Raw genomic sequence first — 19394 nt, 5'->3', positions numbered from 1 at the left:
TATAAAGAAACCTTTATATGTTTGCAACGGTGCGGTGGACCGAGCGCCGCTCCGGTCCGGTTGTGATTGCGGGCGGGGCGGGCTTCGCCTAGGAGGGTCGCCTTATTTCCGCCACATGGAGCGAACCCATGAAGAAAATTGCACTCGTCGCGGCCTCGCTGGCCTTTGCCCTGTCCGCTTGCGGCTCCACCGATGATCCGGACGCACCGGCAGAGGCAGACACCGTTGAAATGCCCGCTGACGAAGTGATGACGCAGCCCGGCATGGACGAGGATCCGGCTATCGACGAAGGCATGGCCGACGAAGCGCCGGTTGCCGAGGAAACGACCGCTCCCGCCGATGACGCGGCTGATGCGGCTGCCGATGCTGCGGCCGATCTCGAAGCGGCGATGGCCGAGTAACCGGTATGCGTTTCGCGCTCTCCGCCCTTGGCCTGCTGTACCTTGCGGCCTGTGGCGGGGAGCCGGAACCGCCCACCGCCCCCACGGCGGAGGAGGAGCAGGTCCTGTCCGATGCCGCGGAAATGCTGCCCGCTGAAACGCCGGCGGCTACGGAGAGCGAAGGCGCTCCCGATTAATCCCAGCGGGTGACTTTGCCGCGACCGGCCTTTACCTCGCCGCGCGACTTTTTCTGTTTCAAGCGCTGCACCTTGCCCACGCGGTTCACGCGGGACTTGGCGCGTTTCTTCGGTTCGATCTGCGCTTCTTTCAGCAGTTCGGCCAGCCGTTCGCGTGCATCGGCGCGGTTCTGTTCCTGCGTGCGGAAGCGGCGGGCATCGATGATGAGATCGCCGCTGGACGAAACGCGGCTCCCCGCCAGCGCCTTCAGCCGGTGAAACACGGTCGGCGTCAGGCCCAGCCTGTAGATGTTGACGCGCAGCTGCACGGCCGTCGCGACCTTGTTGACGTTCTGCCCGCCGGGTCCGGACGCGGCGATGAAGCGTTCTTCGGCAAGGGCATGGGCCCGCGCCACCAGTGCGTCCTGTTCCTCAGGCACCTGTCGCGTCGGGAATGGCGAAGCCGAGCCGCGCGAAATCGGCGGGCAGGGGCGCACTCGCTTGAATCGGCATCTTGCCTTCGCGGTGAACGATCAGCCCGCTGGCGTGGAGCATCGTGCGCGGCGCGCCCTTACCCGTGCCGTAGATCGGATCGCCGAGCAGCGAGGCACCAAGGCCCGCCAGCGCGTGGATGCGGATCTGGTGCGTACGGCCGGTCTCGGGCCGGAACTCGATCAGCGTCGTCCCGTCCTTCTCGTCCAGCTTGCGCCAGTGGGTCAGCGAAGGCTTGCCCTTCTTCGCCGCGATCATGCGCCAGCCTGCATCCTTGCTGCTGATCTTCGACAGCGACAGCGCGATCTCGCCCTCATCCTCGGCCACGGTTCCGGCCAGCACGCCTAGATAGACCTTTTCCACCTGCCGGTCCTCAAACGCCTTGTTGAAGCGCTTCAATGCCTTCGGATTGCGCGCCAGCAGCAGGCAGCCCGAGGTATCGGTGTCGAGCCGGTGGACCGGTACGGGCGGGCGCTGGAAGCCGAGCTTCAGTTCCTCGAGATGGTCTTCAAGGCTGCGTCCGCCGGCGCGGGGCCGTTCGATCGGCAGGCCGGCGGGCTTGTCGATGACGAGCGCTTCGCCGTCTTCGTAGAGAATGGGGATGGTCATATGGCGGCTACGGCTTTCTCGATGCGGTTCATCGCTTCGGTCAATTGCGCTTCGCTGGCCGCGAAGCTGATACGGAAACCGGCCAGATCACAATGCGTACCGCCAAATGCGGAGGCGGCGACCACCGCGACCCCGTGTTCGAGCAGGTGCAGCGCCAATGCACCATCGTCCGCGATCCCGCCGCCGATCAGCGGCGATGCGTCGATGAAGCAATAGAACGCGCCTTGCGGCACCGGCGTCGACAGGCCGGGGATGGCGTTGATGCGCGATACCACGAGTTCGCGGCGGCGGCGAAACGTCTCGCGCCAGTCGGCGAGGAAGTCCTGCGGGCCTTCGAATGCGGCGACTGCGCCTGCCTGACTGATCGAGCAGGGGTTGCCGCTGGAATGCGACTGCAGCTTTTCCATCGCGCGGATCAGCCATGCGGGGCCCGTGGCGACACCGATGCGCAGGCCCGTCATCGCGTGGCTTTTCGATACGCCCGATACGGTCAGCACGCGGTCCGCCAGATCGGGGCGCAGCGCGGCAAGTGTCGCATGAGGCGCGCCGGTGTAGGTGAGCGGTGCATAGATATCGTCGCTCATCACCAGCACTTGCGGGTGGCGGTCCAGCACTTCGGCGATGGCGGTCAGGTCTTCTGCCGTGAACACCGCGCCGGTGGGGTTGCCGGGGTTGTTCATCAGGAGCCATCGCGTCTTGGGCGTGATGGCCGCCTCAAGCTCTGCTGCAGAGAAGCGAAAGCCGTTTTCCGGCCGCGTCGGCAGGGGAACCACGGTGCCACCGGCAAAGCGCACGATTTCGGGATAGGACACCCACCACGGCGCGGGGATTACGACTTCGTCGCCCGGATCGATCGTCGCCAACAGGGCGTGGAAGATCGCCTGCTTGCCGCCTGCGCTGATCGTCACGTGCGCGGTATCGGTCGCAATGCCGAGATCGCGCTCGAAATGGAGCGCGGCGGCCCGCTTCATCGCGGCAGTGCCGCCGACGGGGGTGTAGCGCGTCTGTCCGGCATCCAGCGCGGCCTTCATTGCCTCGACCACGTGGGCGGGGGTGTCGAAATCCGGTTCTCCCACGGACAGCGAGATGATGTCGCGCCCCTGCGCGCGCAGTTCGATCGCGCGGTCGGTCATCGCGGTGGTCTGCGAAGGGGCTATCCGCTGCAGCGCGGCGGACAGGCGGGGTTCGGTCATGGCAACAGCCCGTTAGATAAGCCGGGCCGGCATCAGCCCGCGCAGCGCATTGCCGATAAAGAAGCCTTCCGCAAGATCATCGGCGGTCAGTTCCGCCTCTTGCGCCTGTCCATCCTCGATCAGGGAGGCGCGCAGTACGCCCGGCAGCAGCCCTGCCGACAGCGGCGGCGTCAGGTATTTGCCGCCGCGTTCAACGAAGATGTTGGTGAAGCTGCCCTCGGTCAGCAACCCGTCCTCGCGCACGAAAATGACTTCGCGTGCGCCATCCGCTTCGGCGGCCTTGCGGGCATCGTCGTAGAAAGCGCGGTCGGTCGTCTTGTGGCGCAGCCGCCAGTCGCCCTGCGGCACGGGAAGCGGGGTGAGCGCCACGGGAACCGGCGCGTCCATCGCATCGGGCATGTCGCTGCCGTCGATGTCCCACGTGCCGTTCTGCGCGACAAGCACGCGCAGCTTCTTCGGCTCGGTATTGAGGAAGCAAAAGGCTTGGATGTGGTTGCGCAGCGCATGACGGTCGAGATCGAAGCCCAGCGCCAGCGCGCTGTCCTTCAATCGCCGAAGGTGAAACTCGATCAACGGCACCCCGATCTTCGGATCGAAGGCCATCGTCTCGATCAGGTGCACGTCACGGCTGGCGGCTGCCACGAATTCTCCCTTTACCAGGCATTCGGCCCATTCATCGTCCAGCCGCGAGTCCGCGACGATGCCCGAACCGACGCCCATGCGGGCCTGCCCAATGCCGCGCCCTTCCAGCGAAAGGGTGCGGATGGCGACATTGAAAGCGGCATCGCCGCCCGCGTCAACCCGCCCGACAGTGCCGCAGTATAACTTTCGCGGGGCCTGTTCGATCTCGTCGATGATCTCCATCGCGCGGATCTTGGGCGCGCCGATGATCGACCCGCAGGGAAAGATGGCGCGCAGCAGGTCCACCGCGCCTTCGCCATCGCGCAGCCTTGCCCGCACGGTGGAGGTCATCTGGTGGAGCGTGGGGTAGGTTTCGACGGCAAAGGCATCGTGAACCCGCACCGATCCCGGCACGGCGAGGCGCGAGACATCGTTGCGCATCAGGTCCGTGATCATCAGGTTTTCGGCGCGGTCCTTCTCGCTCGCGCCAAGCTGCGCAACCATCGCCGCGTCCGCTTCCGGCTCCGTGCCGCGCGGGCGCGTGCCCTTCATGGGCTTCAGCATCGCGGCTCCGTCCTTCAGCGCGAAGAACAGTTCGGGAGAGAGGCTGAGGTGGTGCCGTTCCCCGTCGAACACGAAAGCTCCGTATCCGGCTGCCGCGCGGGTGCGCAGCTTCGCATAGATCGCCAGCGGATCGCCCGCCCATGCGGCGTGGAGCGGGAAGGTCAGGTTCGCCTGATAGATGTCGCCCGCGCGGATAGCCTCCTGCACATGCTCGAAGGCGGCGTCGTATTCCTCGCGCTCGATCACCGGGCGCGCGGGCGAGAGATGGGGCGGGCCCTGTTCGTCGTGGACTTGCGCCGCGATCCAGTCCGCGATTTCGGCGGCGGGGATCGTCTCGTAGTCCTTGAACGCACAGAGCCAGACGAGCGGGCCGGTATCCTTGCCATCAAGGCGCGGGGCGAGGCGGTTCTCCAGCGCCAGTCCCGCTTCGTAGGCGAGATAGCCCGCCAGATGCAGCCCCTTGGCCCGCGCTTCCTCCGCCTTGGCCAGCGCGGGTGCGACTTCATCGGCGCTGTCCGCACGGAACGTCGCGACGGGATCGCGGTAAAGGCGGGCGGGGGCCGTGCCGGACGTTTTCCGGGCATCGTCCAGCAGGATGAAGGGCTTGCGCATTGCCGCGCCTAGATGGCGTTCGTTGTGGGGTGCGGCAAGCCGTACTTGACCGCGCCCCACAGGCGGGGCCAGATCGCCGCAATCACGGGGTCTTCAAAAGGAATGGGCGCAGGGCATGACGGATAACGCGATTTTTATCGGGCTCGCCGCGAATGGAGAGCGCCAGTACCTCGAACTGTCGCGCGCGAACCGGCACGGGCTGATCGCGGGCGCGACCGGCACGGGCAAGACGGTGACGCTGCAGGGTCTGGCTGAGAGTTTTTCGGCGAACGGCGTGCCGGTCTTCGTGGCCGACGTGAAGGGCGACCTGTCGGGTATCTCGATGCCCGGTTCGCCGACCTTCAAGCACGCGGACAAGCTGGAAGGCCGGGCGAAGGAACTGGGCATGGACGACTATGCCTATTCCGATAATCCGGCGGTTTTCTGGGACCTTTACGGCGAACAGGGCCACCCGATCCGCACGACGGTTTCCGAAATGGGGCCGCTGCTGCTGTCACGCCTGATGGATCTGAACGAGACGCAGGAAGGCGTGCTGAACATCGCGTTCCACTATGCCGACGCGCAGGAACTGTTGCTGCTCGACCTCGACGATCTTCAGGCGATGCTGGCCCATACGGCGGAAAACGCGAAGGAGCTGTCCACCACGTACGGCAACGTGACGAAGGCCAGCGTCGGCGCGATCCAGCGTTCGCTGTTGTCGCTGCGCTCGCAGGGCGCCGACCGGTTCTTCGGCGAACCTGCGCTGGAGATCGACGACTTCATCAAGTGTGACGAGAACGGGCGCGGCTTCATCAACGTGCTCGCCGCCGACAAGCTGATGCGCAGCCCCAAGCTCTACGCGACGTTCCTGCTCTGGCTGCTATCCGAACTGTTCGAAACGCTGCCCGAAGTGGGTGACCCCGAAAAGCCGAAGCTGGTCTTCTTCTTCGACGAGGCGCACCTGTTGTTCGACGATGCGCCCAAGGCATTGGAGGAAAAGATCGAGCAGGTCGTGCGCCTGATCCGATCCAAGGGCGTGGGCGTGTTCTTCGTGACGCAGAATCCGATCGACATTCCCGAGGAAGTGGCGGGCCAGCTCGGCAACCGCGTCCAGCACGCGCTGCGCGCCTTCACTCCGCGCGACCAGAAAGCGATCAAGGCGGCGGCGGATACTTTCCGTATCAACCCCGATCTCGACGTGGCGGAAGCGATTACCCAGCTGAAAACGGGTGAAGCGCTGGTCTCCACGCTGATGGAGGACGGCGCGCCGTCGATCGTCCAGCGCACCCTGATCAAGCCGCCGCGCTCGCGCCTTGGTCCGGTCAATGCAAAGGAGCGCGCGATCATCCGCTCGGTCAGTCCGATCGAGGGCAAGTACGATCAGGCCGTCGACCGCGAGAGCGCGGAGGAGGTGCTGGCGCAAAAAGCCGCCGACGCCGCCGCGACTGCCGCCGAAGTGGCCGAAAAGGGCCGCGAGGAAGTCGGCAAACGCGAACGCAAGTCGACCAGCCTGTGGGGCATCGAAATCGGCAAGGCGGGCAAGAGCGCGATCAAGGCCGCGGCTGGCTCTGCCGTATCGATCGGCGTTGCGGCAGCGCTGGGCAAGAAATCGAGCGCCGACCCGCTGCGGACCGGATTGAATGCGTTCGTGCGGAATATCGTGGGTGGTTTGATGCGTTAAAATATAGACTTAGCGGCGAAGTCAGTATATTCATGCGTACAGGTTAATCATGAGAAGCGGGTTCGAGGCCCGCAGGGGTGACCATTTAACGCCCCTTCGTCTAACTGGTAAGACGCGTGACTTATTAGAGGGTTGCTCCCAATCTGGTTGAGCAACCCTTTTTTCGTCAGTGTGTGGGTTGGGTTAGAGCGGCAACCTAATCTCTGCCCGCAACCCGCCTTCGGCGCGGTTTTCCAGTACCAGCGAGCCGCCGTGCTGTTCGGCGATGGCGCGGGCCAGCGCGAGGCCGATGCCTGCACCGCCGGTGCCGCGGTTGCGGCTGGGGTCGCCGCGTTCGAACGGTTCCATCATGCGGTCCAGCTCGTCCTCGGGTATGCCGGGGCCGTTGTCGGTTACGCTGATGACGGCCAGCTTGCCGCGTTTCTCTACCGTCACGCAGGCACCGCCTGCATAGCGCAGGGCGTTGGAAGCCAGGTTGCGAATAGCGCGGCGCAGCCATGTCGCGCGCACGGACAGAACGATGCGCGTCGTATCGCCCAGTTCGACCGCCTCTCCCATATCCTCGAACTCCTCCACCACGGATGCGGTGAGGGCGGAGATCTCGGTCGGCTCCTGCGGATCGGAGGGGCGACCCACGCGGGCGAGCGAGAGGATGTCGTCGAGCGTGCGGGTAATGTCCTCGATCGTGCCCGCCATCTTGGCCCGTTCGTCATCGTCGTCGACGGATTCGATGCGCACGCGAAGCGCGGCGAGCGGTGTCTTCAGGTCGTGCCCGATCGCGCCCAGCATCACGTCCTTTTCATCCAGCAGCGTGCCGATCCGCGCTTCCATCGCATTGTGCGCGGCGATCAGGCTGCGCGTATCGAGCGGACCCTGCGGTTCGACGCGGCCATCCGGGCCGAGCGTGGGGTTGGCGGCAAAATCCTCCACCCGCCGGGTCAGCGCGGCGAGCGGCTTGGTGATCTGGCGCAGGATCAGCGCGATCACGCCGATCAGCACGACGTAGATCAGCAGCGTCTGAAGGATGAGATTGCGCAGGAAACGCGGTTCGCGCTGGTCGCGCAGAGTCCTTGCGACCAACCATTCGTTACTGTCCTGTCCGCGCACGGCGGCGACGACGATGGATTTCGGGTCGCCCCGACCGTCACCGCGCAATGCGCGGCGGCGTTCGATGAAGCGCCCGAGGACAGTGTCGCTGGTATCGCGTTCGAAAACCTGGATTTCCGTAGCGACGAACCCCTGCGCGGCAAGGATGCGGCCAAGCTTGTCTTCGAATGCGTGGTTGCGGTGGTCACTTTCGCGCAGCGGCGTTTCGGCCATGCGCAGCAGACGGCCCATACGCGGCGGGCGGCCGGGCGGCGGGCGCATTTCGCGGCCGTCGTCATCGCGCAGGATACGCCCACCGATCATGCGAAAGGCGAGCGAGTGGATGATGCCGTTATCCTCTCGCTCAAGCTGCGCGCGGTAGGCGACGCTTGCACCGATTCCTTGCGCGACCAGCAGCGCCAGCGCCACGGCCAGCAGCATCTGGCCCTGAAGGGATTTGGGCAGAAAACGCTTCATGCAGAGACCGGATCGACCCGCGAAACGTCGGCCGCCAGCATGTAGCCGCCGCCGCGCACGGTCAGGATCAGTTGCGGATCTGTGCGATCCGATTCCACCTTGCGTCGCAGGCGGCTGATCGCATTGTCGACGCTGCGGTCGAAAAGATGTGCTTCCCGCCCCTGCACCATGTCGAGCAGGCGATCGCGGTCCAGAACCTGTCGCGGATGGTCGAGAAACGCGCGCAGCAGGCGGAATTCGGCGGAGGAAATCGCCACGAGCGCCCCTTCCGGATCGGTCAGCCGGCGCTTCAGCGGATCGAGCCGCCAGTTTTCGAACATGTAGTCCTGCTCCATAGTCGGCGCGGCTTCGGCGCGGCTGGCGCGGCGCAGGACGGAACGGATGCGGGCAACAAGCTCGCGCGGTTCGAACGGTTTCACGACATAGTCGTCTGCGCCGATTTCCAGCCCGACGATACGGTCGGTCGCCTCTCCCCGCGCGGTCAGCAGGATGACTGGCGTCTTCTGCGCTTCAACCAGATGGCGGCACAGCGACAACCCGTCCTCACCCGGCATCATGATGTCGAGCAGGACGAGATCGGCCGGTTCGTCGCGCAGCATCGTGCGCGCCGCTGCCGCCGATTCGGCCTGCCTCACGTGAAAACCCTGCTTGGCGAGATAGGATGCCAGCGGGTCGCGCAGCGCCTCTTCGTCATCGACGAGCAGGATACGGTCCGGAAACTGAGTCTCGTTCATTGCCTGTTGCCCTTAACGCGTCGGGGCGCGCCGACAAAGCCGGCGCGCCCCATGCCTGACCGATCTTTATGCGATCAGTTGTCCGTGGCAGCGTCGCGCGCCTGCTTGAAGCGTTCGCGCATCTGCTCATGAGCGGCCTTGCGTTCTTCTGCCGTAACGGTGCCGTCGCCATTGGCGTCCATCTTCGCGAAGTGGGCCTTTACGCCGGCATCGAATTCGGCGCGAGTGATGACGCCGTCGTTGTTGGTGTCGGCCATTTTGGCCATCATGCGCATGCCGCCGCCGCGCTTGCCGTGATGGCCGCGCATGCCTTCGCCGTCCGGGCCGCCTTCACCGCGCATGCCATCGCCGCGCATTCCGCGCTTTTCGGGCATGGCGTTGAACTCGTCCTGGCTGATCGAGCCGTTGCCGTCGGTATCGAGCGTGGCGAAACGCTGTGCATGGCGCGCCTCGCGGTCGGCCTGATCCAGCTTTCCGTCTCCGTTCGCATCCATCTTGGCGAACATTTCGGCCGACTTTGCCTCGGCATCCTTCAGCGTGACGGGGCCTTCGGCTTTCATCATGCCCGGGGCGGCGTATGCCACGGTGCCCAACGCCAGAACGGCGGCACCTGCGGCTATCATGGTCTTCTTCATCATCGTCCTCTCTCTGAAACGACTAGGTGAAAGGGCGAAGCCGCGAAAACGACGGAGACGGGCTTGGGGGAGGGGACATCAGGGAGAAACCCGTTGATCCATCATCCTCGCGACTTCTTGAAGCCTTTCTACACGCGCCATGTCGCAGGTTTATGCCGGGTGAGCGCCAGTTTGTCGTAAAGTGTATCAGCCGTTCACCATCGTTCATCCTGCCTCAAGGCTGTCAGGCAGGAAGCGGCGCGCACTGCGCCTCAAGCCAGCCGCGCTGGTCGCCGGCAAGGCCGGGGCCGACGACTTCGAGCACCTTTGCGTGATAGGTATCGAGCCATTCACGCTCGGCCTGCGTCAGCAGTGCGGTATCGATCAGCGCGCGGTCGATCGGCGCGAAAGTCAGCGTTTCGAAGCCCATGACCTGCTGCTCCGCCCCATCGACAGTGCGCGGTTCCACCAGCACGAGGTTCTCGATCCGGATGCCGTATTCGCCGGTCTTGTAATAGCCCGGCTCGTTCGAAAGAATCATGCCGGGCAGCAGTTCCTGTTCGTTCGGACGGCCGCCCTTGCCGATGTTCTGCGGCCCTTCGTGGACGGATAGGTAGGAGCCGACACCGTGGCCGGTGCCGTGCGCATAGTCGAGGCCGGCCTGCCACAGGTATTGCCGGGCCAGCGTGTCGAGCTGGCTGCCGACCGTACCCTTGGGGAACACGGCCATGGCCAGCGCGATGTGCCCCTTCAGCACGCGGGTGAAGCGGTCCTTCACTACGGCGGGGGCCGCATCGGGCCCGATCCAGACGGTGCGGGTGATGTCGGTCGTGCCGTCGGCGTACTGCCCGCCCGAATCGACAAGGTAGACGCTGTTCGGCTCCAGCGTGCGGTTGGTCTCCTCGCTCACGCGGTAGTGGACGACGGCCCCGTTTGGCCCTGCGCCCGAAATCGTGTCGAACGACAGGTCGGTCAGCATGTCGCTTTCGGCGCGGAACGCTTCCAGCCGGTCCGATGCTTCCAGCTCGCTGACCCGGCCCGTCGGCGCTTCGCGTTGCACCCATTGCAGGAACTTGGCGATGGCCGCCCCGTCGCGCGCCTGCGCGGCGCGGTGGCCCTGTTGTTCGGCCTCCGTCTTGATCGCCTTGGGCAGGACGACGGGATCGCGTTCTTCCTTGATGGTCGCGCCCGCTTCCTCCAGCGCGCGGAAGATCGCGGCGACGGAACGGTCGGGATCGACGGTAACGACTTGCCCGTCCATCTTTTCAAGCGCGGTTTCAAAGGCATCGCGGTCGCGGATCGTCACGGCATTGCCCAGATGCGCGGAAAGCGCGGGGCTGACCTTTTCGGGCGCCACGAAAAGCTCCGCCGTGCCGTCGGCGTGGACGATCGCGAAAGACAGCGCAACGGGCGTGCGCGACACATCCGATCCCCGGATGTTGAACAGCCACGCGATGGAATCGAGCGCGGTGATCACGGCGGCATCATACCGGTTCTTCGTCAGCCAGTCGGCGATCGCGGCGCGCTTGTCCGCGCTGGAGCGTCCGGCCAGCTTTTCGTCATGCGGGCGGGCAAAGGCAGCGCTGGGGGCGGGCTGGTCTTCCCACACGGAATCCACAGGGTTCGTATCGACCGCGACAAGGCTGGCGCCGCGCTTTTCCAGTTCCTTTGCCGCCGCCTTGGCCCAGCCGCGCGAATGGACCCACGGGTCGAAACCGATCTTCGCCCCTTCGCCTGCATTCTCGCCCAGCCACTTCGCGGGGCTGGTTTCGGGAATGCTTTCGTAATCCCAGAACTTGCCGTCCACCTGATCGCGCACTTGCAGCGTGTAGCGCCCGTCGACGAACATCACTGCCTTGTCCTGTGTCACAACCGCCGTGCCCGCCGAACCGCCAAAGCCGGTCAGCCATGCCAGCCGCTGGGCATATTCGCCGACATATTCGCTCATGTGTTCGTCGCTGATCGGGATCACGAAACCGTCCAGCTCGCGGCGCTTCAGTTCCTCTCGCAACGAATGGAGGCGGGCTTCGTGGGTGGACATCAACATCGTTTCATTCTCGTTCGAAAAGGAGGTGCGCCTTGCAAGGCCAATGGCGGAAACATAGTTACGATCGACACATTTCACCAGCACCCCCAACGTTGACCCCAGTGCTGAACAGAAAGCGACCCTTTTGACCGATACCCCAGTCGTTACCGCTCCCCCCGTTGCCCAAAAGCGCCCCCACAGCTTCACCCACCACGGCATCACGATAGAGGATCCCTATGCGTGGCTGCGCGACGCGGGCTATCCCAAAGTGACAGACGAGGAGGTGCTGGCCCACCTGAAGGCCGAAAACGCATGGTTCGAAGGACGGATGAAGCCGTTCGAACCGCTGGTCGACACGCTGTTCAAGGAGATGCGCGCGCGCATCAAGGAAGACGACAGTTCCGTTCCGGCGAAGGACGGCGACTGGTATTACTGGACCGAGTACCAGGAAGGCGCGCAGTACAAGCAGTGGTGGCGCAAGCCTGCCGCTGGTGGCCGCGACGGGACCGAGGGCAAGGAACTGCTGCTGGACGAAAGCGTGCTGGCAGAGGGCCACGAATATTTCCGGCTCGGCGCGTTTTCGATCAGCAAGGATGCGACCAAGCTCGCCTATGCCATCGACACCGACGGGTCGGAGCGGTTCACCGCGCGGATCAAGGACCTTGGCACCGGCGAACTTTTGGCGGACGAGATTCCCGGCACGCTTTCCTCGCTGATCTGGGTCGCGGGGGACAAGGCGCTTGTCTACTCGCTCGCCAACGAGAACTGGCGCACGGATAATGCCCGCCTGCACTGGCTGGGCCAGCCGATCGAAAGCGACGTCGAACTGTTCCACGAGGATGACGAGGGTTTTCGCGTCGGTTCGGGCCTTTCCTCGGACGAAAAGTGGCTGGTGATCGCGACTTCGGACCACGAGACGAGCGAGGCACGCATCGTGTCCGCCGACGACCCGCTGGGCGAGCAGCGGCTGGTCAAAGCCCGCAAGGCAGGCGTGGAATACGACATCGACATCGCGGGCGACCGCGTGTTCGTGCACACCAACGACACGCACGAGAATTTCCGGCTGGCGCAGACGACGCTAAACAAGCTGGACGAGTGGGACACGCTGATCGCCGGATCGGACGATTTCTACCTGACCGGGTTCGAGATGTTCGAAGCCTTCTACGTGACCGAGGGGCGCCTTCACGGGCTCGATCAGGTGGAAGTGCGGTATTACGACGATCCGGCGCGGATCGAGCCGGTGGCCTTTCCCGAAGCCAGCTATACCGCGGGGCTGGGCGACAATCCGGAGTACGAGACCGATACGCTGCGGCTCAGCTATTTCTCCATGGTCACGCCCGGCACGGTCTATGACTACGATCCGAAGACGCGCGAACTGACCACGCTGAAAGTGCAGGAAATCCCGTCGGGCTACGACGCGTCGCAATATGCGACCGAACGCCTGATGATCACTGCGCGCGACGGGACGGAAATCCCCGTTTCGCTGATGATGCGCAAGGATACCCCGCTGGATGGCAGCGCGCCGCTGCACCTCTACGGCTATGGTGCGTATGGCCATGCGGTCTCGCCCTATTTCTCCACCGCGCGGCTTTCGCTGGTCGATCGCGGGGTGATCTATGCCATCGCGCACATCCGCGGCGGCGACGATCTGGGCCGCCGCTGGTATCTGGATGGCAAGCTGAAGAAGCGGACCAACACCTTCAACGACTTCGTTGACATCGCAAAGGGCCTTATCGAACGCGGCTATAGCGCCAAAGGCCGCGTGACCGCATCGGGCGGTTCGGCGGGCGGTGAACTGATGGGCGCTATCGTCAATTCCGATCCCGATCTGTGGGGCGCGGTCGTCGCGCAAGTGCCGTTCGTCGACGTGCTGAACACGATGCTGGATGCTACCCTGCCGCTGACGCCGGGCGAATGGCCCGAATGGGGCAACCCGATCGAGGATGCGGAGGCGTTTGCCCTGATCCATAGTTACAGCCCCTACGACCAGGTTAGCGCACAGGCCTATCCGCCGATGCTGGTGACGGGCGGGCTCAACGATCCGCGCGTGACATACTGGGAACCGACCAAGTGGGTCGCCAGGCTGCGCGAGATGAAGACCGACGATAACGAACTGCTGCTGAAGATGAACATGGGCGCAGGCCACGGCGGCAAGTCGGGCCGGTTCGACAGCTTGCGCGAAGTGGCGGAAGAGTTTGCCTTCATCCTCTGGCAACTCGGCATGGCCGATGGCGTAGGTGAGGCCGATGGCGCAGGCGGGGCGGAACCGGCGTGAAGAAACTTCTCGCCTACCTGTTCCTGATCGCCTGCATCGCCGTTGGCTGGTTCATCGGATCGCGGCTCTATGCCCTGCACGACTTGCGGGAAGCGGCGCGCGCGGGGGACGTGGCGCGGCTGGAAGGGCGGGTCGATTTTCACGCCTTTCGCGAATCGCTGAAATCCGAAGTGGGCGGGGCTATCGACCGAGAGGATATCGGCGGCCTCGGTTCGGTGCTTGCCAAGGCCGGAACATCGCTTGCCGTGGATACGCTGATGACACCGGATAGCGTGGCGCAACTGGTGCGTACGGGGCAGGCCGCTGGCGTGACCGTGGCAGAGCGGTCGGATACGCGTGAACCGGTGGACTGGCGCATCCGAAGCGATGGGCTGAACGCGTTCCGCCTCTATGGCGAAGACGGGCACGGTGCGCTGGTTTTCCGGCGCGACGGCCTTGGCTGGGTCCTGGCCGGAGTGGATCTCGATGCCCGCTGAGGGTCCGACCCCGCGTTATCGCATGACCTTCACGGCGGGGCCGGAGCACATCGATTTCATGGGCCACGTCAACAACGCGGTCTGGCTGCAATGGGCGCAGGAAATCGCGATCGCACATTGGGAAGCGGTGGCGGATCCGACACATGTTGATGCGTACCTCTGGGTCGTGACCCGGCACGAGATCGACTATCGCGGCAATATTTCCGAAGGCGAAAGCGTAGAGGCGGAGACGCGGATAGAAACACCACCGACGGGTGCGCGTTTCGAACGCCTGATCGATTTCATGCCGGCTGCCGGTGGCAGGCGCCCGATCGTCTCGGTCCGCTCCACATGGGCGATGATCGGGCGCGATTCCGGCAGGCTGCTGCGCGTTCCGCCCGAAGTCGTTGCTCCGTTCCTGGGCACTGCCTAGGCCGATTCGCGGCGCCTGTCTTTCATGCGGCGCTCGCGCGATGGCGGGGTGAAAACCTGTATCCGTTCGGTGATCAGGCGGTTCCGGCCACTGTATTTTGCTTCGTAGAGCAGGCGGTCTGCCTGGCTGTAAAGCTGGCGCATCGACGATATGCCGCCCGGCGGGCTTTCGATCAGGCCCATGCTGGCCGTGATGGGCCCGTCGATCCCGTCCACCTCGTTCGCGATGCGGATGGTGATCGCCCGGCGCAGCTGTTCTGCCCGCTGCTGGATCTGTGCGCCGCGCAGCATGATGACGAACTCTTCCCCGCCCATGCGGAAGGCAATGGCATCTTTGTCACTGGCCAGTACGGCGGCGACTTCCTGTAACACGCGGTCGCCGACGGTATGGCCGAAGCGGTCGTTGACCTGCTTGAAATGATCGAGATCGACGACCGCCAATGCGTGGAAGCCGTCCGACCGCAATTCGGCGAAACGCTGTTCCAGCGCGCGGCGGTTGAAGATGCCGGTCAGCGGATCGAGATCGATCAGGTTGGTCAGCGATTCAAGGCGCGCGTTCACCCGTTCACGCTCGCGCCGCATGATGTCGACGCGATAGACCACCGCGATCGATCCGATCGCCACGTGGGCAAAGATAGCGGCGTAAAGCAGGATGTCGGGCCAGGCCCCCGCGATCCCCATGCCCGAACTGCGCGCCATCACGGCCAGCGCCGACACGGCCAGCGCGGTCCACGATGCTGCCTGGAACCACACCGCATTACTGCCATTGCGAGCGGCCATGACGCACGCGGCAGCAACGGCGACCAGCAAGGGCACCGGCGCGCCGAGGAACAGGTCGTGGCCGTAAGGGCGCAGGAATTCCATCGGCAGGCAGAAGAACGCACCCACGATGCCCGTTGCGATGGCCGTGCTCATCAGCAACTGGTGCATCGTTTCGCTCAGCGTTCGTTCCTCCAGATAACTCAGGAAGAACCCGGTAGAGAACAGCATCGGCGCAAACAGCGTCAGCGCCGAAATCGACACGCTGACCGGAAGGCTCACGTCAACGATGTGGTGGAACAGCCCGCTTGAGACGAGCACATAAGCCAGCATCGAGATTTCGGCAGCCAGCATCCATAGAACGAAAGGTTCGCGCAGGATGCGGTAGAACGCGGCGTTGTAGGCAAGCGGCGTCGCCAGCAGGCCGACGAGCAGGGCCAGTACCAGCATGGCTGAATTGCTCCAGCCCAGCGCGTCGTCGATGTCATGGCGTGTCTGCAGCTGAGCCTGCGACATGATGGCAGGCGACCACGGTTTTTCGATCGCGACGACCAGCCCCGTCGCGCGGGTCATGTCGGGAAGCGGCAGGGCGAACTTGGGACCGTTCACGAAAGTGCCGACATCACGCATCGAGTAAGCGCGCGAACGTAAGGGGCCGCTGGCGTCCATGACGATAAGGTGAATGCGTTCGAACCGACCGATATCGGTGACGAAATGGTCAGGCGGTGTATCCAGCATCGCAAAATCGGCGGGAGTGAAGAACAGCCACGATGTGCCGCGGGCAATTTCCTGCGCCTGCCCGTCGCAGATCCATCGATCCGTGCGGGGAAGAACCGGGTCATCGCCGCCGGATACGGTACTTGTCGCCGCCCAGCAGCCCGGACGAACGTCTTCCGCATGTGCGGTAATTGGCAGAAGCGCGGCCATGCACAGCAGCACCGCTCCGAACGCCTTGGTTGCCCAGTGAATTGCCGCACTTTTCATCGGGGCCGACATTGGCACCGATTCGTTTGATTTCTGGTTAATACGTCGGAAATGTGGCGGCGCAGACCGCCGTACCGGAGTGTCCCGTCAGTTTCCCTCGAACGGCCGGTATTCGTAGCCCAGTTCGCGCGCGACAGCTTCATACGTTACGGCTCCGGCGTGGACATTCAGCCCGGCGGCGAGATGCGGGTTGTCGCGCATTGCCTGCCGCCAGCCCTTGTCCGCGATGGCAAGGGCATGGGGTAGGGTCACGTTGTTGAGGGCATATGTGCTGGTGCGTGCCACCGCGCCAGGCATGTTGGCGACACAGTAATGGACGATCCCGTCGACCACGAATGTCGGATCGTCGTGCGTGGTGGGGTGACTGGTTTCAAAGCACCCGCCCTGGTCTATCGCGACATCGACCAGCACCGTGCCACGCTTCATATCGGCCAGCATCGCGCGGCTGACCAGTTTCGGCGCGGCGGCCCCGGGGATGAGCACCGCGCCGATCACGAGATCCGCCTCGCATACCGATTCGGCAAGGTTCGCCTTGTTCGAAAACCGCGTCTTGGCACGGCTTTCGAAATACATGCCCAGTCGTTCCAGCTGTTCGGGATTGCGATCGAGGATCGTGACATCCGCGCCGAGCCCGACTGCCATCTGCGCCGCGTTCCAGCCAACCACGCCGCCGCCGATCACCGCGACCTTCCCCGGCATCACGCCCGGTACGCCGCCAAGCAGCACGCCGCGCCCGCCATGCGCCTTTTCCAGCGCGGTCGCGCCTGCCTGTATGCTCATCCGGCCCGCAACCTGGCTCATCGGCTTCAGCAAGGGCAGCGTGCCGCCCGGGCCGGTCACGGTTTCATAAGCGATGGCGGTAACGCCTGATTTGACGAGGTCCGCCGTCTGTTCCGGATCGGGGGCGAGGTGGAGGTAAGTGTAGAGGACCTGCCCTTCGCGCAGTTTAGCGCGTTCGTCTGCCTGCGGTTCCTTTACCTTCACCACCATTTCGCAGTCGTCGAATATGGCGTCCGGCCCGTCGACGATCTCCGCGCCGGCGTTGCGGTAGTCGACATCGCTGGCGCCAATGCCCAGCCCCGCGCCGGTTTCCACCCGAACCTCGTGCCCGTGCGAGACGAGTTCGTGCACGCTTTCGGGCGTCAGGCCGACGCGGTATTCGTGGTTCTTGATTTCCTTCGGGCACCCGATGCGCATCGCTCGTTCCTCAGCCTTGTGTGCCTGCCGGGGTGTCGGCCCGGATAATCGGCACTGTCGCGACGATCAACGCACGAAGCGGCCGCAGGCTCCGCTCAGGCCAGTGCCTTGCGCAAGTCTGCGGGCGAAATCGGCTTGATCAGCACGTGGTGCGGGGCGTTGCTGGCGATCCGGTCCATCGATTTCGGCTCGTTCGAACCGGAAACATAGACGAACTTCACGCCGGACATCCGGTTCTGGACCGCTTCGGCAACGTCCACCCCGTCGCGCGGGCCACCCAGCCGCAGGTCCATCAGCACGAATTCGGGCCGGTTTTCGAGGATGATGTCTTCGGCTTCCTGCGCCTCGTGCGCCATGCCGACCACTTCGGCGCCGTAGAACTGGCAAAGGTCGCTCAGGTACTCGCAGATCAGGACATCGTCATCGACGATGACGACCCGTTTGGTCCTGCTATCTACTGCCGTTTGCGCCACTGCCATCCCATCTGGTCGTCATGTCGGGAAAGGTGATGGTGACGTGTGTCCCATCATGGACTTCCACCCGAAGTTCGCCACGCAATTGCCGCGCAAGCGACCGGATAATCCGCGATCCGACCCCGCCGCGATCAAGGTCCGCAGCAGGATTCACGCCATCGTCCGAGACCGCCAATACGCAGGTGTCTGCGTCCAGTCTGCCGAAGGATACACGGATAATCCCTTGTTGGCCAACCGGAAAAGCGTGGACGGCGGCATCGGAAACCAGTTCGTTCACCAGCAGGCCCATGGTGTTGGCGGTTTCGAAGTCGACGAACATCCGCTCGACCTGGCAGGATATGTGGATGCCCCGTTCGGGCAGCGCACGCGAACGCGATATCTCTTGCGAAAGCCGGTCGAGGTAATCCGCGATCTCGATACGCGAGAGCGAGACGGACCGCATCAGCGCCTCGTGCACGACGGCAAGGGCGCGCACGCGGTGCGACATCGCCACGAAGGCGTCTCGGCCCTCGGCACCCGGCACTTGCGCGCTTTCGAAGGCGAGCATGGCGTCGATACGCTGAAGGTTGTTGCGCACGCGGTGGTAAATTTCGCCCAGCAGGCGCTCTTTTTCCTCGGACGATTTTTCCAGCGTCAGCATGTTGCGAAGGTGCGCCGCCTCGTACCGGTTCTCGCCGATGGCGATCAGCAGGACCGCGGCGGCACCAACGGCCATCAACAGCACGGTGAGCAGGACAAGCCGCATGCCGGGATCGATCCAGCCGATCCGCGTCGCGAAATTGCCTAGCACGGCAAGGCCGAGCGGACAGAGCACGACCACCGGCAACAGGCGGCGCGATATGCGGCTGCCGCCCAGCGATCCGAACAGGACGGAGAGCCAGCCGCCGCCTGGCTGGGCCAGCACGATGGCGGCGAACAGCATGGCCGAGGCGACCGCCGTCTGCACCGACATCGCGGCGAACGGCATGGCGTTGGACAGCGATTCCCGCGCCAGCAGGTACGCGACAAGGGCGAATGCCGAAACGGCAAGGCCCGACGTGGCGGCAAACTGGAACAAACGCTTGCGCGGGCCGCCGGTGCGCCGCAGCTCCACGCTGGCCACGACGGCAAGCAGGATGCAGGTTGCCGTCGCGGGCGCCATGGCATCGCGGGTTCCGGCAAACAGTGCGGGCCACAGCAGGCCGTCGATGCCGTGTGGCCACCAGCCCGATACGACTGCCACCAGATTCACGGATGCGATCGTTCCCGCCCCGATCGCCACGCACAGCATCGCGGCGCGGCTGGCATCGCTGCGCCTGAGGTGAAGCGCGAGGTGTGCACCGGTGAGCGCGAGCAGGCAGAATGCGGTGGTGGGCACCATGGCCGGTGCTTTGCCGTTCACGTGCACCAGCGGATCGTAGCCGAGCACCCAGCCGATTGCCGCGATGGAGGCCGCGATGGCGATAACGATGGTGAGAAGCACCACGCGGATCATCCGCAGGCGTTCGCCACCATTGGCGCCGATCGCCTGGTTATCCGGTACTTTCCATCCCGCGTTCATTATCCGCCGGCTCCCGTCCGAAGTCGCCCGCTCTT

Annotated in this window: 18 protein-coding genes; 6 read left to right on the top strand and 12 right to left on the bottom strand. The window is 64.5% G+C overall.

Features of this window, described 5'->3' with window-relative positions:
• Window positions 1–128: 128 nt before the first annotated feature.
• Both A7A77_RS11215 and A7A77_RS17900 read left to right on the top strand, forming a co-directional pair.
• Window positions 129–401 (top strand): hypothetical protein, encoded by a 273-nt coding sequence (locus A7A77_RS11215; protein WP_066557874.1) that lies wholly within the window; start codon window positions 129–131, stop codon window positions 399–401.
• 5 nt (window positions 402–406) lie between these two features.
• Window positions 407–577 (top strand): hypothetical protein, encoded by a 171-nt coding sequence (locus A7A77_RS17900; protein ID WP_156500532.1) that lies wholly within the window; start codon window positions 407–409, stop codon window positions 575–577.
• On the opposite strand, the gene arfB is transcribed toward A7A77_RS17900, so the two are convergent.
• Genes arfB through pabB form a run of 4 tightly spaced genes read right to left on the bottom strand, consistent with a single transcriptional unit; the run spans window position 574 to window position 4647 of the window.
• The gene (gene arfB / locus A7A77_RS11210; protein WP_245638455.1) at window positions 574–972 is read right to left on the bottom strand and encodes an alternative ribosome rescue aminoacyl-tRNA hydrolase ArfB; all 399 of its coding nucleotides are present in this window, start codon (window positions 970–972) and stop codon (window positions 574–576) included. The two genes, A7A77_RS17900 and arfB, sit on opposite strands and share 4 nt — an antisense overlap.
• Before the next feature lie 16 nt (window positions 973–988).
• Window positions 989–1657 (bottom strand): RluA family pseudouridine synthase, encoded by a 669-nt coding sequence (locus A7A77_RS11205; protein ID WP_066557870.1) that lies wholly within the window; start codon window positions 1655–1657, stop codon window positions 989–991.
• Window positions 1654–2850, bottom strand: coding sequence for a pyridoxal phosphate-dependent aminotransferase (locus A7A77_RS11200; RefSeq protein WP_066557867.1), 1197 nt, complete (start codon window positions 2848–2850; stop codon window positions 1654–1656). Before A7A77_RS11200 ends, A7A77_RS11205 begins: the two co-directional genes overlap by 4 nt.
• Before the next feature lie 12 nt (window positions 2851–2862).
• Complete coding sequence (gene pabB / locus A7A77_RS11195; protein ID WP_066557856.1) at window positions 2863–4647, bottom strand: aminodeoxychorismate synthase component I; 1785 nt, start codon at window positions 4645–4647, stop codon at window positions 2863–2865.
• A gap of 115 nt (window positions 4648–4762) precedes the next feature.
• Between pabB and A7A77_RS11190 the strand changes: the two genes are divergently transcribed.
• Complete coding sequence (locus tag A7A77_RS11190) at window positions 4763–6307, top strand: helicase HerA-like domain-containing protein (protein WP_066557853.1); 1545 nt, start codon at window positions 4763–4765, stop codon at window positions 6305–6307.
• Between the two features lie 183 nt (window positions 6308–6490).
• Here the strand turns inward: A7A77_RS11190 and A7A77_RS11185 are convergent, their stop codons facing one another.
• From A7A77_RS11185 to A7A77_RS11170, 4 genes are all read right to left on the bottom strand, one after another.
• A complete protein-coding gene (locus tag A7A77_RS11185) occupies window positions 6491–7870 on the bottom strand; it encodes a sensor histidine kinase (protein ID WP_066557850.1) in 1380 nt (459 codons plus the stop codon).
• On the bottom strand, window positions 7867–8604 hold the full coding sequence (locus A7A77_RS11180; RefSeq protein WP_066557846.1) for a response regulator: 738 nt from the start codon (window positions 8602–8604) through the stop codon (window positions 7867–7869). The genes A7A77_RS11185 and A7A77_RS11180 overlap by 4 nt, the downstream gene beginning before the upstream one ends.
• Window positions 8605–8678: 74 nt before the next feature.
• Complete coding sequence (locus A7A77_RS11175; protein WP_066557843.1) at window positions 8679–9242, bottom strand: EF-hand domain-containing protein; 564 nt, start codon at window positions 9240–9242, stop codon at window positions 8679–8681.
• Window positions 9243–9462: 220 nt separating this feature from the next.
• On the bottom strand, window positions 9463–11259 hold the full coding sequence (locus A7A77_RS11170) for an aminopeptidase P family protein (RefSeq protein WP_066558102.1): 1797 nt from the start codon (window positions 11257–11259) through the stop codon (window positions 9463–9465).
• Window positions 11260–11389: 130 nt separating this feature from the next.
• Here A7A77_RS11170 and A7A77_RS11165 point away from each other — a divergent pair, with 130 nt between their 5' ends.
• From A7A77_RS11165 to A7A77_RS11155, 3 genes are read left to right on the top strand one after another with little or no spacing between them, the layout of a single operon-like run.
• Complete coding sequence (locus tag A7A77_RS11165) at window positions 11390–13519, top strand: S9 family peptidase (protein ID WP_066557841.1); 2130 nt, start codon at window positions 11390–11392, stop codon at window positions 13517–13519.
• The gene (locus tag A7A77_RS11160) at window positions 13516–13995 is read left to right on the top strand and encodes a DUF2939 domain-containing protein (protein ID WP_066557839.1); all 480 of its coding nucleotides are present in this window, start codon (window positions 13516–13518) and stop codon (window positions 13993–13995) included. Before A7A77_RS11165 ends, A7A77_RS11160 begins: the two co-directional genes overlap by 4 nt.
• The gene (locus A7A77_RS11155) at window positions 13985–14407 is read left to right on the top strand and encodes an acyl-CoA thioesterase (protein WP_066557832.1); all 423 of its coding nucleotides are present in this window, start codon (window positions 13985–13987) and stop codon (window positions 14405–14407) included. Before A7A77_RS11160 ends, A7A77_RS11155 begins: the two co-directional genes overlap by 11 nt.
• On the opposite strand, the gene A7A77_RS11150 is transcribed toward A7A77_RS11155, so the two are convergent.
• From A7A77_RS11150 to A7A77_RS11135, 4 genes are all read right to left on the bottom strand, one after another.
• Window positions 14404–16149 (bottom strand): GGDEF domain-containing protein, encoded by a 1746-nt coding sequence (locus A7A77_RS11150; protein WP_172799893.1) that lies wholly within the window; start codon window positions 16147–16149, stop codon window positions 14404–14406. The genes A7A77_RS11155 and A7A77_RS11150 overlap by 4 nt on opposite strands.
• 87 nt (window positions 16150–16236) lie before the next feature.
• A complete protein-coding gene (ald, locus tag A7A77_RS11145) occupies window positions 16237–17346 on the bottom strand; it encodes an alanine dehydrogenase (protein WP_066557826.1) in 1110 nt (369 codons plus the stop codon).
• A gap of 95 nt (window positions 17347–17441) precedes the next feature.
• Window positions 17442–17819 carry a response regulator gene (locus tag A7A77_RS11140; protein ID WP_216635580.1) on the bottom strand — a complete coding sequence of 126 codons (378 nt, stop codon included), beginning with the start codon at window positions 17817–17819 and terminating at the stop codon, window positions 17442–17444.
• Window positions 17797–19359, bottom strand: coding sequence for a sensor histidine kinase (locus A7A77_RS11135; RefSeq protein WP_066557812.1), 1563 nt, complete (start codon window positions 19357–19359; stop codon window positions 17797–17799). Before A7A77_RS11135 ends, A7A77_RS11140 begins: the two co-directional genes overlap by 23 nt.
• Between the last annotated feature and the right edge of the window lie 35 nt (window positions 19360–19394).

Source organism: Croceicoccus bisphenolivorans, assembly GCF_001634625.1.
Taxonomy (GTDB): domain Bacteria; phylum Pseudomonadota; class Alphaproteobacteria; order Sphingomonadales; family Sphingomonadaceae; genus Croceicoccus; species Croceicoccus bisphenolivorans.
Note: the sequence above shows the minus strand (reverse complement) of the source record. Positions and strands in the feature narration are given on the sequence as shown.

Coding starts and splice junctions, on each gene's coding strand:
- A7A77_RS11185 (WP_066557850.1), bottom strand. CDS start 7,870: ATGAAGCGTTTTCTGCCCAAATCCCTTCAGGGCCAGATGCTGCTGGCC.
- A7A77_RS11150 (WP_172799893.1), bottom strand. CDS start 16,149: ATGAAAAGTGCGGCAATTCACTGGGCAACCAAGGCGTTCGGAGCGGTG.
- pabB (WP_066557856.1), bottom strand. CDS start 4,647: ATGCGCAAGCCCTTCATCCTGCTGGACGATGCCCGGAAAACGTCCGGC.
- A7A77_RS11190 (WP_066557853.1), top strand. CDS start 4,763: ATGACGGATAACGCGATTTTTATCGGGCTCGCCGCGAATGGAGAGCGC.
- A7A77_RS11180 (WP_066557846.1), bottom strand. CDS start 8,604: ATGAACGAGACTCAGTTTCCGGACCGTATCCTGCTCGTCGATGACGAA.
- A7A77_RS11205 (WP_066557870.1), bottom strand. CDS start 1,657: ATGACCATCCCCATTCTCTACGAAGACGGCGAAGCGCTCGTCATCGAC.
- A7A77_RS11175 (WP_066557843.1), bottom strand. CDS start 9,242: ATGATGAAGAAGACCATGATAGCCGCAGGTGCCGCCGTTCTGGCGTTG.
- A7A77_RS17900 (WP_156500532.1), top strand. CDS start 407: ATGCGTTTCGCGCTCTCCGCCCTTGGCCTGCTGTACCTTGCGGCCTGT.
- A7A77_RS11170 (WP_066558102.1), bottom strand. CDS start 11,259: ATGTCCACCCACGAAGCCCGCCTCCATTCGTTGCGAGAGGAACTGAAG.
- A7A77_RS11135 (WP_066557812.1), bottom strand. CDS start 19,359: ATGAACGCGGGATGGAAAGTACCGGATAACCAGGCGATCGGCGCCAAT.
- A7A77_RS11215 (WP_066557874.1), top strand. CDS start 129: ATGAAGAAAATTGCACTCGTCGCGGCCTCGCTGGCCTTTGCCCTGTCC.
- A7A77_RS11155 (WP_066557832.1), top strand. CDS start 13,985: ATGCCCGCTGAGGGTCCGACCCCGCGTTATCGCATGACCTTCACGGCG.
- A7A77_RS11200 (WP_066557867.1), bottom strand. CDS start 2,850: ATGACCGAACCCCGCCTGTCCGCCGCGCTGCAGCGGATAGCCCCTTCG.
- ald (WP_066557826.1), bottom strand. CDS start 17,346: ATGCGCATCGGGTGCCCGAAGGAAATCAAGAACCACGAATACCGCGTC.